This is a genomic window from Mesorhizobium sp. M0296 (genome assembly GCF_040321675.1).
GTDB lineage: Bacteria > Pseudomonadota > Alphaproteobacteria > Rhizobiales > Rhizobiaceae > Mesorhizobium.
The window spans coordinates 45,107-58,635 of the sequence record NZ_JAMYRZ010000006.1 but is presented as its reverse complement, the minus strand read 5'-3'; the positions used below and the strand labels follow the sequence as shown (position 1 = coordinate 58,635).

General features: G+C 60.5%; 14 protein-coding genes and 1 pseudogene. 8 read left to right on the top strand and 7 right to left on the bottom strand.

Going from position 1 to position 13,529, the window contains the following annotated elements; translation table 11 throughout:
* Positions 1-154: 154 nt before the first annotated feature.
* Positions 155-427 carry a hypothetical protein gene (locus NKI97_RS08380; RefSeq protein ID WP_023676123.1) on the top strand — a complete coding sequence of 91 codons (273 nt, stop codon included), beginning with the start codon at positions 155-157 and terminating at the stop codon, positions 425-427.
* A gap of 6 nt (positions 428-433) precedes the next feature.
* On the opposite strand, the gene NKI97_RS08375 is transcribed toward NKI97_RS08380, so the two are convergent.
* The 3 genes from NKI97_RS08375 to NKI97_RS08365 form a co-directional block, all read right to left on the bottom strand.
* Positions 434-616 carry a LexA family transcriptional regulator gene (locus NKI97_RS08375; RefSeq protein ID WP_352451545.1) on the bottom strand — a complete coding sequence of 61 codons (183 nt, stop codon included), beginning with the start codon at positions 614-616 and terminating at the stop codon, positions 434-436.
* Between the two features lie 385 nt (positions 617-1,001).
* Positions 1,002-1,835 carry an NAD(+) synthase gene (gene nadE, locus NKI97_RS08370; protein WP_352750038.1) on the bottom strand — a complete coding sequence of 278 codons (834 nt, stop codon included), beginning with the start codon at positions 1,833-1,835 and terminating at the stop codon, positions 1,002-1,004.
* Between the two features lie 311 nt (positions 1,836-2,146).
* Positions 2,147-3,043, bottom strand: a complete 897-nt coding sequence (locus NKI97_RS08365; RefSeq protein ID WP_352451546.1) for a LysR family transcriptional regulator — start codon at positions 3,041-3,043, stop codon at positions 2,147-2,149.
* A 328-nt stretch (positions 3,044-3,371) separates the two neighbouring features.
* Between NKI97_RS08365 and NKI97_RS08360 the strand changes: the two genes are divergently transcribed.
* The 3 genes from NKI97_RS08360 (at position 3,372) to NKI97_RS08350 (ending at position 6,164) form a co-directional block, all read left to right on the top strand.
* Positions 3,372-4,397, top strand: coding sequence for an aldo/keto reductase (locus NKI97_RS08360; RefSeq protein WP_352750041.1), 1,026 nt, complete (start codon positions 3,372-3,374; stop codon positions 4,395-4,397).
* Between the two features lie 142 nt (positions 4,398-4,539).
* A complete protein-coding gene (locus NKI97_RS08355) occupies positions 4,540-5,262 on the top strand; it encodes an SDR family oxidoreductase (protein ID WP_023676116.1) in 723 nt (240 codons plus the stop codon).
* Between the two features lie 68 nt (positions 5,263-5,330).
* Positions 5,331-6,164 carry an SDR family NAD(P)-dependent oxidoreductase gene (locus tag NKI97_RS08350; RefSeq protein WP_352569259.1) on the top strand — a complete coding sequence of 278 codons (834 nt, stop codon included), beginning with the start codon at positions 5,331-5,333 and terminating at the stop codon, positions 6,162-6,164.
* 117 nt (positions 6,165-6,281) lie between these two features.
* Here the strand turns inward: NKI97_RS08350 and tnpC are convergent.
* From tnpC to NKI97_RS08335, 3 genes and pseudogenes are all read right to left on the bottom strand, one after another.
* Positions 6,282-6,989, bottom strand: a pseudogene (tnpC, locus tag NKI97_RS08345) (IS66 family transposase); the annotation flags it as partial.
* 115 nt (positions 6,990-7,104) lie between these two features.
* Positions 7,105-7,701 (bottom strand): response regulator, encoded by a 597-nt coding sequence (locus tag NKI97_RS08340; protein WP_352833521.1) that lies wholly within the window; start codon positions 7,699-7,701, stop codon positions 7,105-7,107.
* 1 nt (position 7,702) lies between these two features.
* Positions 7,703-7,900 carry a hypothetical protein gene (locus NKI97_RS08335; protein WP_156937318.1) on the bottom strand — a complete coding sequence of 66 codons (198 nt, stop codon included), beginning with the start codon at positions 7,898-7,900 and terminating at the stop codon, positions 7,703-7,705.
* A 251-nt stretch (positions 7,901-8,151) separates the two neighbouring features.
* Between NKI97_RS08335 and NKI97_RS08330 the strand changes: the two genes are divergently transcribed.
* Complete coding sequence (locus tag NKI97_RS08330; RefSeq protein ID WP_023676113.1) at positions 8,152-9,933, top strand: chemotaxis protein CheB; 1,782 nt, start codon at positions 8,152-8,154, stop codon at positions 9,931-9,933.
* Positions 9,934-9,941: 8 nt separating this feature from the next.
* The gene (locus NKI97_RS08325) at positions 9,942-10,289 is read left to right on the top strand and encodes a response regulator (protein ID WP_352833518.1); all 348 of its coding nucleotides are present in this window, start codon (positions 9,942-9,944) and stop codon (positions 10,287-10,289) included.
* A 67-nt stretch (positions 10,290-10,356) separates the two neighbouring features.
* Here the strand turns inward: NKI97_RS08325 and NKI97_RS08320 are convergent, their stop codons facing one another.
* Complete coding sequence (locus tag NKI97_RS08320) at positions 10,357-12,657, bottom strand: FdhF/YdeP family oxidoreductase (RefSeq protein WP_352833514.1); 2,301 nt, start codon at positions 12,655-12,657, stop codon at positions 10,357-10,359.
* 147 nt (positions 12,658-12,804) lie between these two features.
* Between NKI97_RS08320 and NKI97_RS08315 the strand changes: the two genes are divergently transcribed.
* Together NKI97_RS08315 and NKI97_RS08310 are read left to right on the top strand one after the other, a co-directional pair.
* A complete protein-coding gene (locus tag NKI97_RS08315) occupies positions 12,805-13,023 on the top strand; it encodes a hypothetical protein (protein WP_352833511.1) in 219 nt (72 codons plus the stop codon).
* A gap of 13 nt (positions 13,024-13,036) precedes the next feature.
* Positions 13,037-13,495 carry a GFA family protein gene (locus NKI97_RS08310; RefSeq protein ID WP_352750153.1) on the top strand — a complete coding sequence of 153 codons (459 nt, stop codon included), beginning with the start codon at positions 13,037-13,039 and terminating at the stop codon, positions 13,493-13,495.
* The last annotated feature ends 34 nt before the right edge of the window (positions 13,496-13,529 follow it).

The following is a 13,529-nucleotide window of genomic DNA, read 5'->3' as shown; positions in this document are numbered from 1 at the left end:
CAGGCGTGGGAACATCGAAGGCTGCTTGGTGTTAGGAGCCATGTTCGACTAACCGCGCGCACATGCCGGGCAGCGATGCATCTGCTGGTTGTGTGGAGGCAGACCGGCAACGCGGGGGTCTCGCGGTCTGCGGTGGAATCGAAGGGAGATTGCGATGTCTGAATCGAAGACGACCACCGATCACGACGAAATCCGCCGTTGGGCCGAGGATCGCGACGGGCGGCCGGCGGTTGTGCGCACCAAGGGCGAGGGCGGCATACTGCGCATCGACTTCGGCGAGCCTGAAGAGACGTTCGAGCCCGTTGAATGGGACGAGTTCTTCAGGATCTTCGATGAGAACGAACTGGCGTTCCTCTACCAGGATGAGACCAGCGGCGGAAAGACTAGCCGCTTCAACAAGTTCGTCGAGCGCAGCCGGAAAGGCTAACATCGTCTAGTACCCCTGCACAGAGGATTCGACGGGTTCGATGGGTTGTAGCCTGGGTAGGATATCGGGTTTGACGAGCAGTTCAATGCTGCGCGCGAGGCCCGGTTGCCTGCGGATCAATCCGGCCCGCTCGAGGGTGAGCACCATCTGATGGACGGAAGGCGCGGTGACGCTGAAGAAGCGCTGCATGTCGCGTTGGCCGCAGAACTATTCGAGACGACGGAAGCGATCGAGCGCGTCCTCGTCATAAGGGATGCCTCTCAACTCTCGGGGTGCGCCGACGCTAGACTTCGCCTGGAAAAGGCGACGACGCGCATCATCGACTATGGCTGCGGCGGCCTCACGCAAGAACCCTTTCACGTGAAGATCGTGCTTGCAGATGGCGTCGCCGCCTACGTCGGATCGGCCAACCTGCTCAGGCGCTCGAAGGCAGCAAACCAGAGTGCGGAATGTTATCGAGGGTCCGGCTGTTCATGCCGTCAAAGTGCTCATCGATGCGGTTGCCAACATGGAGGAAGCAATCTCCACGAGGTGCTGACCACGAAACGGTATCATGGAACTATTGCCAATGCCGTCATGGCGAGAGTGTTAGCGCAATCGCTGTCACCGGAAGCGCGCGCTTATGTGCCGTGCTGGAATGCACATGAAGAATCCGCGTCCGCGCGGCCTCGTCGATTTCCTTGCCTTCGAGGAAATCGTCGATCTGTTCATACGTGACGCCATGGGCATCTTCGTCAGGACGAAGCGGGACAAGGTTCTCCAGGTCGGCGGTCGGGATCTTGTCGACGAGTTCGGGCGGAGCGCCCAGATGCGCGGCCAAGGCTCGCACCCTGCGTTTGTTTAGCCCCGAAAGAGGAAGGATATCGGCGGCGCCGTCACCGAACTTGGTGAAGAAGCCCATCAGTGCCTCGGCCGCATGGTCGGTGCCGATGACCAGTCCTCGGCTGGCACCGGCGAGCGCGAACTGGGCAATCATGCGCTGACGCGCCTTGATGTTGCCAAGCAAGAAATCCTCGCGGCCTGCGTCGCCGAACTCGACACCAGCCCGCTTGATCGAATCTAGCATTGCGTCGGCAGCCGGCTTGATGTCGACCCGATGCACTTCGTCCGCCCCTATGGTGTCCAAAGCCCGCTGGGCGTCGCTCTCGTCGGCCTGGTTGCCATACGGGAGCCGAACGGCCAGGAATTTGGCGTCGTATCCAGCCGCTCGCAGTTCCTCAACGGCCCGTTGAGCCAGAAGGGCCGCGGTAAGGGAATCCACCCCGCCGCTGATCCCCAGCACATAGGTGCTGAGCCCCGATGCACGCAGATACGTGCCGAGAAAGTCGATACGCCGGCGTGCCTCCAGCGCGACGTCAACACTGGGAGCGACACCCAACGCGTTGATGATCATTTCCTGTTCGGTCATTGGCAGTGGGTGCTCCTGATATCACAGCAATGACGGGTTCGATGGGTTGTAGCCTGGGTAAGATATCGGGTTTGACGAGCAGTTCAATGCTGTGCGCGAGGCTGGGTTGCCTGCGGATCAATCCAGCGCGCTCAAGGGCGAGCACCATCTTATGGACGAAAGGCGCGGTGACGCCGAAGAAGCGCTGCATGTCGCGTTCGGACGTTGTTGGATTGCGATCCGCAGCACCAAGGTGACGAAGGCGGTCAATATTCTTCGCGTTGACAGCGGTTCTGTGGGAAGCGAAAGCTGCGTCCAATAGGAAGCTCGCGCTACCTCTTCTCCAGGCCTTTGAGATGTTCGATGAAGGCCCGCAGTTTGGGGTGAACTTGAGACCGCTGCGGGTAGTAGAGGTACACACCCGAGCTTGTCCCGGTGAAGTGGTCCAGAACGACTTCGAGCTTGCCGCTCGTCACCTTGTCGCTGATCGCTTCTTCAGGGCTGTAAACGACCCCTAAGCCGTCGACGGCCGCATCGATCGCCAGCAGAACATCATTGAGGATCAGCGGCCCCTTTACCTGAACCTCAAATTCCTTGCCGTCGCTCTCGAACTCCCACCGATCGTACACACGATTGCCAGCTCCCGCGCAGATGCAAGGATGGGCCAACAGGTCTTTTGGATGTTCAGGGTGCCCATGCTTGTCAAGGTAGGCCGGTGCAGCAGCCACAACCCATCGGACGGGACCGAAGAGTTTGAGCGCCACGACATCTTTGGCAAGGATGTCTGACACCCGTATTCCTGCATCAAACCCGCGCTCGAATATGTTGGTGGCCGCGTTCTCGAAGAAGATCTCAACCGTCACATCCGGGTACTTTTCGATAAAGGTCGCGATCAGCGGCCTAAGGAAGTTCGGATAGACGGTCTGCGGGACATTCAAGCGCAGACGACCGGCAGGCTTGTCCGCTGCGCTTCCCGCGTCCTTCATAGCGGAAAGGATCGCATCCAGCGCCGGTCCCGCCTGTTGCAGGAATTTCTCCCCGGCTTCGGTCAAGCTCGTAGCTCGTGTCGTTCTTGTAAGCAGGGTGACGCCCAGGCGAGTTTCGAGGTGTCTGATCATCTTGCTTATCGCAGGCGGCGAAACCCTGAGTGCTTCTGCCGCCGCCGTGAAGTTCCGCTTCTCGGCGACAAGCGCAAACGCCACAAGCCCATCAAGCTGATCCTTGTCCATTATGAACCTCTGGTTAATGTCGCATCAACCCGAATGCCATTTTTTGAAAGGAACGGCCATCGTATTCTGCGCTCACTCACGAAGACACAGCCGCAAACGCTGATGTGTTTCGGAGGTTGATCAAACCCAGTGGAGGTGCAGCACCATGAAGAACTATGCAGACGATTTCGAAACAGGCGCTCCCGAGATGCCAAGCCGCCGTAAATTGTTCGCCGCTGGGCTAGGCATCGCCGCAGCGTCACTGCTGCCTCTTTCCGAGTCGAGAGCTCAAACGGCAACATCGGGTGCCGCAGCCACAGGTGCAAGGTCATCGAACCTTCAGCGTCGCATGCTCGGCTCGCTGGAAGTCTCTGCCATGGGGATGGGCTGCCAAAACTTTGCCGGGATGTACAGCCCGCCGACGAACAGGCAGGAGGCCGTGCGGATCATCCGGGCGGCGCATGACCGGGGCGTGACCTTTTTCGACGTCGCTGAAGTCTATGGACCCTTCCTGGGCGAGGATATTGTTGGCGAGGCGCTTTCGCCGATCCGCTACCAGGTGATCATCGCGACCAAGTTCGGCTTCGACATCACGCCCGAAGGCCAGGTCACAGGCCTCAACAGCCGCCCTGACAATATCAAGCGGGTGACCGAGCAACAGCTTCGCCGCTTGAAGACGGACTACATTGATCTTCAATACCAACACCGTGTCGATCCGACCGTGCCCGTCGAAGAAGTGGCCGGAGCGGTGCAGGAATTGATCCGTGAAGGCAAGGTCCGCCACTTCGGCTTGTCCGCTGCAGGCGAAGCGACCATCCGCCGCGCCCACAAAGTGCAGCCAGTCACGGCGGTGCAGAATGAATACTCTGTCTGGACCCGCGATCCGGAGGTGGAGGTTCTGGCGACCTGCGAGGAGCTTGGCATCGGGTTCGTGCCATGGAGCCCGCTCGGCATGGGATACCTGACCGGTACAGTCACCCCCATGTTCGTGCATGGCCCTGCCGACCTACGGGCCAACCTGCCGCGCTTCACGCCTGAAGCCCGCCGCGCCAACTGGCCGGTGGTCGAACTGCTACAGCGCGTAGGCGCACGTCATCAGGCTGCGCCCGGCCAGGTCGCCCTTGCCTGGTTGCTCGCCCGCAAGCCGTGGATCGTGCCCATTCCCGGCCCGATAACGGAGGACCAGATGGACCAGAACATGGACGCGCTGCAGGTCCAGTTGAGTGCGGCCGATGTCAAGGAGATCGATGACGGCTTTGCCCGGATCACGGTCCAGGGCGCGCGTCTGAGCCCACCAATGCTCGCGATGATCGATACCGGCGCAAAACTTGGAACGAGTTCCAAGGGCGGAACCGGCATGTCACCGGTCAGGTGACCAACCCACAAGAACCGACGGGCTGAAGTCTAGCCGGGTACCTGCGGCGCTTCTTGTCCGAGGCGCTGCCACCTCTGTGGTCCTCGCTCCGGTCTTTCCGGATCGGTAGGGCCAGCCAGAGAGCACAACGAAGGAGACTACCATGAATAACAACAATCGGGTCGCTGTAATCACTGGTGCATCCTCCGGAATCGGTGAGGCGCTGGCACGTGAGCTTCTTTCAGAAGGATATCGCGTAGCCCTTCTAGGGCGGCGCCTTGAGCGTGTCGCGGCACTCGCAGACGAACTCGGCGAAGGCGCTATCGCGATCCAGGCTGACGTGACCGACCGGGACTCCATCGCTGGAGCCGCCGCGCGCGTCCAGGAGTTCGGCGGCGCCGATGTTCTAGTCAACAACGCAGGCGTGATGCTCACAGCGCCGTTTGGATCGGACAAGCGATCCGAGCATCGGCAGATGGTCGAAACCAATCTCCTGGGTGCCATGACTGTGACTGAGGTTTTCCTTGACCAACTCCGCGCCAAGAAGGGAGATCTGGTGAACATCTCTTCTGTGGCAGGTCGCGTAGCTCCAGCCGGGTTCGCTGCCTATTCGGCAACCAAATGGGGGATCAACGGCTGGTCCGAGGCGCTTCGCGTCGAACTCCAGCCAGACATCCGCGTGATAGTCATCGAGCCTGGTGCGGTGGCGACAGAATTATCCGACCACATCACACACGAGGAAAGCAAAAAGTCTGCTCAGGACTACCGCGACAACGTTGCAATTCCGGCTCAGGACATCGCCGAAATCATAGCCTTTGCTCTCAGCCGGCCGAAGCGGACGTCCCTCAACGAGATCCTGGTCCGCCCGACCGTGCAGGCGATGTGAACAACTGTCTTACAGCCCCATGCGCCGCAAGATCGGTGAAGGGCTGACAACATGAAAGGACACATGAGATGAGTAACAAAGTGTGGTTCATCACCGGGGCAGGACGTGGCCTCGGCCTGGACATTGCCAAGGCGGCCCTGGCAGCCGGCCACAAGGTGGTCGCGACTGGCCGTAATCCAGACAAGGTGGCGAACGCTCTAGGTGCTTCCGACGACCTTCTTGTCGTGAAACTCGATGTCACCAAGGCCGCTGACGCCGACGCCGCCGCGCAGGCGACCCTTGAGCGGTTCGGACGGATCGACGTGCTGGTCAACAACGCGGCCAGCTTCTACGCCGGGTATTTCGAGGAACTGTCTCCCAAGCAGATGCAGTTGCAGCTAAGCACGAGCCTTGACGGTCCGATGATCGTGACGCGGGCGTTCCTTCCGGTCATGCGCAAGCAGCGCTCCGGCCAGATCGTCTCGATCTCCTCGACGGCAGGTCTGATGGGCTTTGAATTCTGCACAGCCTACTCTGCTTCGAAGTTTGGCCTCGATGGCTGGATGGAAGCGCTGCAGACTGAAGTCGGTCCGTTCGGCATCGAGACGATGATCGTCAACCCAGGCTTTTTCCGCACGGAGCTTCTGACGGAGGAGTCCACCAGTTACGCGGAAATCGCGATCGAAGATTATCACGAGCGACGCACGGCACAGATTGCCTTCTGGAAGTCCCAGAACGGCAAGCAGGGCGGTGACCCCGCTAAGCTGGCACGCGCTCTAATCACGCTCGCTGAGCAGGACGAACTGCCACGGCGCTTCCTCGCTGGCTCTGACGCTATCCAGGTGGCGGAGCAGAAGATTGCTCTCTTGCAGCAGCAGATCGAAGCGTACCGAGAACTGTCGAGTTCTCTCGCCATAGACTGAGGACGCTGGAACGCCCTGAGTCCACACCCTGCGTGCGGGCTTTGGGGCATTCGCCGATCCTCTATCTGCGTACCTTCCGAAGTCCGCTTTGGGCCGACTGCAGTCTTCGGGGCCACATTACTTCCCCTTGTAAGCCCAAGGCAGCGGCTCATCGATCCGGCTCTGCTTGTGACCGTTGACGATGGCGGTGAGCGTCTTGATCACGTAGGCCTGCGGATCGACGGCGTTGAGTTTGCAGGTCTCGATGAGCGATGCGATGGTGGCCCAGTTCTCGGCTCCAGCGTCGTGCCCCGCAAAGAGTGCATTCTTGCGATTGAGGGCTATCGGCCGGATGGTTCGCTCGACGCTGTTGTTGTCGATCTCGATGCGGCCGTCGGTCAGGAAGAGCTTCAAACCATCCCAATATTTGGCGATGTACGCCAAGGCCTCGCCGAGTGGAGACTTGGTCGCGACACGGGCGCGGTGATGGACGAGCCAGGTCTGCATGTCGGTGACCAGTGGCGTTGATCGTTCCTGTCGTCCGGCGAGGCGAGCCTCCGGATCAAGGCCACGCAGTTCGGCCTCGATCCGACCCAGTTCGCTGATCCGCTTGACGCCCTCTTCGGCGATAGGTGCTGCTCCGTTGCGGGTTATCTCCACCAGCTTGCGGCGAGCGTGTGCCCAACAATAGGCAAGCCGGATGTCCGAGCCGACACGGTCAGGTGCGATCAGTCTGTTGTATCCGGCATAGCCATCGACCTGCAGGATGCCGGAGAAGCCCTGCAATATCCGTTCGGCATGAATGCCCCGAGCGTAGGTGAAGGCCACACCAGGCGGAGCACCGCCGCAACTGGATGTTCTCAACCGAACAGGCGCGCCTCAAATTGGCCAAGGCCTATCCAAAGCCAACCGCCAAAGAGTCATAATCCCTGTGCAGAGGTACTAGTTGCCGGCGGCATGGTCAGTGCAGCAGGTTTGCTCCGCGTGCCTTGACGATGTTTCGCATGATGCCGTTAAGCCAGTCCTCGGTGGAGGAACCGGATCGTCTCCTGTCGATCCCGCCGATCGCCTGCTCGAGCGTCCGCTCGACCAGCCGGTCGGAAGCGTCAACGTCTCCCAGCAGCAGACGCGCTGCGAGCCTGAGCTTAGGCAGCAGGGAAAATACGTCGTCTGACGGCTCGGTCGCCAGATTTCCGCTTGATGCTTTGGGCTCGGAGGGGAAGAGAGCATCGAAAACAGCCTGGCCGTCCGAGGATTTTCTGAGGCTGCTGGCATACCGAAGGCGCTCAGGAATAACGATGTCTTCGTCGCCGCTGAAAAACACGAACGGCACGCCGCGGCGCATCAGTTCGTCCGCGATCGGGAATACCCGTCTTCCGTTGAGATTGACGTCCAGGATTGCGGCTTCCGCCTCATCGGTATGCTTCGACGCCTGTTCGACTGTCGCCACGGGGCCAAGCACGACGGCGCCCATCTTGCTGAAATAACGTGCAAGATCGCCCGCCAGCATCCATTCGTCCTCGACGATCAGGATATGCAAGCCTTGCAGGTCGCGCACCTCATTGTTCCTTCTTTCTGCGGGAGTCACGGCTGTCGGCGCGGACTTGTACAAAATGACGGGACAAGGCCTCTTGCAACCGTTCCGCGCGCGCGAGCAGACGAGGCGGGATTTCTTCGGATACCGGGACCTTGGCCAGATCCGGCGAACGTAACGAGATTTGTTTTGCCGGCTTTATCTCAGGTGGTCGTTTTGCCATTGGAACCGCCTCGAAAACCGGATGTTAATGCCCACCGGCGGTGCTTTGTTCCGTTCGAGGACCATTTACTGGCCTGAGGCTCGGTCCGGTCCTAAAGCACGTCGCGTTTTGCCGGCCTCATGCGACGCGCTTTAGGCTGTTGTTTTTATTCATCTCGTTATCGCAAAACCGCTGCACACTTTTGCGCGACATGCATTAGTCTGAGGTCCGATTTGGCGGTTTCGCAGCCGCGGCTGTTACCGAGGCGTGGCATGGTATTCCAGAACGGAAGATTTCCCATTGTCGGCGTCGGCGCATCGGCCGGCGGCATTCCCGCGATGGAGGGCCTGTTCAAAGGACTGACCGGCGGCACCGGCATGGCGTTCGTCGTCGTCACTAATCTGAGCCCAGAACGCGAAAGCCTGCTGCATGACGTTATCGCACGTTACACCGGAATGCCGGTCATCGTCGCCGAGGAGGGCATGGCGGTCCAACCCGACCAAGTCTATGTGATGCCGCAAAACGTCGTCCTCACCATCCGTAAGGGCGCGCTTTCGCTACGCCGGCCGAACACGCTTAACCGCGAGCGCAAACCGATCGACATCTTCTTCCGTGCACTGGCCGAGGACCAAGGGGAGTACGCCGTAGGCATCATCCTGTCGGGGGGCGATTCGGACGGCACGCTGGGCGCCCGGGCGATCAAGGAACATGGCGGGTTGACGATTGCCCAAGCCTCCAACGGTTCCGGCGCGCGCAACCCGGACATGCCGCAAAGCGCGATTTCGAGCGGCCTGATCGATATCGCAGCGCCCGCCGAGGAGATCGGCGCAAAGCTTCAGGCGTTTGGCCGCGGCTTCAATGTGCTGAACGGGCTGGCCGAGGGGGGTGGCGAGCACAAAGCTGACGTGGATCGGGCCGCCGATGAAATCGACCCCACTCTGCGCGGCCATTCCGGTCACGACTTTTCCAGCTATAAGACGAAGACGTTCTCCGCCAATGAAGAGGCGCAGTCGACTAATGAGGAGCTTGAGGCCTCGAAGGAGGAGAAGCAGTCGCTCAACGAAGAGCTCAGCACCATCAACGCAGAGCTGACCAGCAAGATTGAGGAGCTCGACCGCGCCAACAGCGATCTCAGAAACCTGTTCGAAAGCACAGAGATCGCAACCATATTCCTCGACCGCAACCTTGTGGTGCGGACCTTTACCCCCGCTGCATCGGCCTTCTTCAATCTGCGCCCATCCGATGTCGGACGGCCGCTGACCGACCTTTCAAGCCAGCTCGACTATCCCGAGCTGAGGCCTCACATCGAGGCAGTGCTCGAGACGGGAGAGATCCTGAACCATCACCTTGCGCGCGACGACAAGGGCCGGTTCTACCTGGTTCGCATCAACCCGTACCGGGACAAGAGCGGCAGCATCCAGGGCGTCGTCGTGACCCTGATCGACGTGACGACGCTGGCGCAGGCGGAAGAGCGTCAGCAGGTGCTCATCTCCGAGCTGAACCATCGCGTCAAGAACATGCTGGCGGTCGTGGCCAGCATCACCAACCGGACCCGTGAAAACTCGGCATCGAAAGAGGAGTTCGCCGAAGCCTTGATCGGGCGCCTGCATGCCATGTCACGAGCCTATAGTCTGCTCTCGCGCGAGAGCTGGACGGAAGCCTCCGTCGAGGAACTGCTGCGTCAGGAACTCGATCCCTTCGGCCCCGAACGGTTTGAGCTCGATGGCAAGAGGGTAAATCTCAAGCCGGCACAAGGGCTTTCCTTCGGCATGGCCATCCACGAACTGGCGACGAATGCCGCCAAGTATGGCGCACTGTCGAGGCCTGCCGGGCGGATAGTTGTCAAATGGTCGGTGGCCGACGGAACCTTCAAGCTCGTCTGGCGCGAGAAGGGCGGCCCCCGCATCAAGGAGCCAACCGACAGCGGCTTCGGCCTTACCCTTCTACGCGGAGAAATCGGCTATAGGCTGGGCGGAAAAGTTGAAACAAGTTTCCGCTCAAATGGTTTGGAGGCGGAAATCGCATTCCCTCTGACCCGTGAGGGCTCGTCGTGACCGGAAAGATGCGTGTGCTGATCGTCGAGGACGAATGGCTGATCGCCGACGACGCGGCGGCTTACCTGCGCAAAGCCGGCCATCAGGTGGTTGGACCTGTTTCGTCGGTGACGGCGGCACTCCGGCTCGTTGGCGAAGGCGGCGTCGACGCGGCGTTACTGGATATCCAGTTGAACGACGAAACCAGCTATCCGATTGCGGAAGCGTTGCGGACGCGTGGTGTTCCGTTCGCCTTCCTCTCAGGCTTTGGTGAACGCGAAATTCCGGCCGGGTTCCGCGCTTGCAGGATCGTGCAGAAGCCGGCGAGCCAGAGTGCGATCCTGAATGCCGTGGATGAACTCGCGCGAGCCGGCTGAGGTCGCGATTTGAAAGTCGCGCCAGGTCACATCGGCGTGGTGCGTGCCTGCCGCGAACGACGAACGCCTATGGCAATATCCGCACCGGAACCGATTTGACCGCCGGAACATGAGCCTTCTCCGCTCTGTGCCACAAAGGAACCAGCGGGTTGAGCTCGGGGTAGTAACCGGCGCAATTTCCCTCCGGCACCGAGTAAGGTGTAACGCGCAGCCCGTGCACGCGGCGCTCCACACCGTCCTGCGCATTGGCTTTGAGATCGACTTCCTGTCCGGCGCTCAAACCGAGGCGCTGGATATCCTTCTCGTTCATCAACAGCACCATGCGTGTGCCGCTGATGCCGCGCAGCCGGTCGTTGTAGCCGTAGACGGTCGTGTTGAACTGGTCGTTGGAGCGCACCGTGATCAGTGTCAGCACATCGCGGCCGGCGACATCGATGTCGGGATCGGTTTCAAGGCCACTTGGCAGCTTGAAGTTGGCCTTCTTGTTCGGCGTCTCCCACACCCGCTTGCTCGCCTTGATGTCGCGATGGAAGCCGCCGGGCGTCAGGAAACGCATGTTGAAGTCGCGGAAATGTTGGGGGTAGCATCGCTCGATCTCATCGCGGATGCGGGAATAATCGCCAACCCACTCATCCCATGGGATCGAACTCCTGCCCGGCACTGTCGCCTTGGCAAGCTCGGCAACGATCCTGGGCTCGGAAAGCAGATTTGGCGAAGCCGGAGGTCGCGATCCGAACGAGCCGTGGATACAGGCGGTGGAATCCTCGATCGACACCCTTTGGTCGCCGCTTGCCTGATGATCTCTTTCCAGCCGTGACAGGCAAGGCAGCAAATAGGTTGTCCGCCCGGCGATCAGGTGACTGCGGTTGAGCTTGGTCGCGATCTCGACATGTAGGTCGAGCCCACGCCAGGCTTTCTCGACCAGGCCGGTTTCCGGAACGGCCCGCACGAAATTGCCGCCGAGCCCGACGAAGCCCTTGACCGATCCGTCGATGACGCCTTCGCACGTCTCGACCGTATCGAGGCCTTTTTCGCGCGGCGGTTCAAAGGCGTAGAATTCGGCGAACTTGTCGAGCGGGACGAGCTCGGGCTTTTCCGATATGCCGACGGTGCGCTGCCCCTGGACATTGGAATGGCCGCGCAGCGGCGAAATGCCGGCGCCGGGTTTTCCGATATTGCCGCGCAGCATCAAAAGGTTGCACAGCATCTGGACGTTCTCGGTGCCGTGCCGATGCTGGGTCAAGCCCATGCCGTAATTGCCGATCACCGCGTTGGCATGGCTGTAGACCTCGGCGACATGCTCCAGGTCGGTCTGCGCAATGCCGGATCGCGCGACGATATCGCTCCACTGGGTTTTGCGCAGGAAGGCCTCGAATTCGGCGAAGCCATGCGTGTGTTCGGCGATGAAAGCCGTGTCGAGGACACGCGTCCTGCCGCTTTCGCGGGCGGCATCGTCGAGCGCCAGCAACGCCTTGGCGATGCCCGTCATCGCGGCAATGTCGCCGCCGGAACGAACCTGGAAGAAGTCGCTGGACATTTTGGTGCCAGGCCCGGGCGACAGCATGTCGACAGGGTTTTGCGGGTTCTTGAAGCGTTTCAGTCCCCGCTCGGGCAAGGGATTGAAGGTGAAGACGGGCACGTTGCGTTGACGTGCCTCCTGCAGCGGATGCAGCAGGCGCGGCGCCGTCACCCCGGTGTTGTGCCCGAAGAAGAACATCATGTCGCATTTCGCAAAGTCTTCGAGCTGCACGGTCCCCACCGGCGAGCCGATCGATTCCGGCAAGCCGACCGAAGTCGATTCATGACACATGTTGGACGAATCGGGCAGGTTCGAAGAGCCATAGATCCGCGCAAAAAGCTGGTACATGAACGAGGCCTCGAGCGAGGCCCGGCCGGACGTGTAGAACACCACCGATTTGGGATCGAGCCGCCGCAGTTCGGCAGCGATGTCGCGGAATGCATCGTCCCAGGAAACCGGCTCGTAACGGTCGGTGGCGGCATTGTAGCGCATGGGCTCGGTAGGCCTGCCCTGCTTCTCAAGATCGTGGTCCGGCCAATCGAGCAGTTCCGTCACCGAATGCTCGGCGAAGAAAGCGGGTTCGCAGCGCAGCTTGGTCTGGTCCCACATCGTCGCCTTGGCGCCGTTTTCACAGAATTCGAAAGGCCTCGGCTGGGCTGGCTTTGCCCATGAGCAAGACACGCACATATAGCCGTCGGCCTTGTTCTGCTTGAGCAGCGTGCTCCATATCCCGGACAATAGCAGGCCTTCGCCCCGCGCCTTGCGGACCAGGGATCTCAGCGATCCCCAGCCGCCTGTCGGGTGGTCGTATTTCTTGGTTTCGATGCGATCGGTTACGGCGGGTCTCATGCAAGCCACTCCCTGTGGAAGAGCACTCATACGAACCCGCCGTGAGGCTGGATGTTCCCGGGCCGGCTCCGTATCGTCACGCCGTTCCGTCTAACCGGAACCATTTCCGCCACTGTTTGTTCGGCTCGAAGAAAGGAGCCGCGCGAAATGGAGCGACGTAACGCGTTAATTGCGATGGTGATTTCGGCCATTATTGTCGTCGGCTTTCTCATAGGCTTTTTGTACGGCGATATGGGCTGGCAAACCTCGCCGCTCAAAAGAGCCCCTGAGCAGAACCAGGGTGGCAATGCTCCAGCCGACACCTCGCCTGCCGCCGGTATCAAAAAGAACCCCAAGGAAAATACCGAAATGCCAGGCCAGCAATGACGTAGGGCCAGCAATGAAATCCAGCAGCAAGGCAATACCACGAACTGAAACGGGGTCCTGTTTTTGCGGCGCCATAACGGCGGAGATGCGCGGCGAGCCTTTCTGGATTTGCTCCGATCACGATGACGACTGCCGCAAGGCGATAGGAAGCCCTCTGTCGGTGTGGGTCGGTTATCGGCCTTCCGAATTCACATTGCTCACCGGCACGCCGAAGACCTTTTCGAAAACCCCAGCCGTGCTTCGGTCCTTCTGTGCGGATTGCGGAACATCGATCGGCTATGTCGACCAGGGCCTGCCCGACGAACTCTATCTGGCGATCGGCTTCCTCGATCATCCCGAACGGTTTCCGCCGCAGGCCCACGCATATTGGGACATGAGGCTTCCCTGGGTCGACTTTCCAGACGAGCTGCCGCGGGTGGGGACGTATTCGAGGCGGCGCGATCCGGCCTTCGGAAATCCGGCGGAACGCTAGCTTTCGATCCCTTCAGTGGTTGGGAAACGTGCCT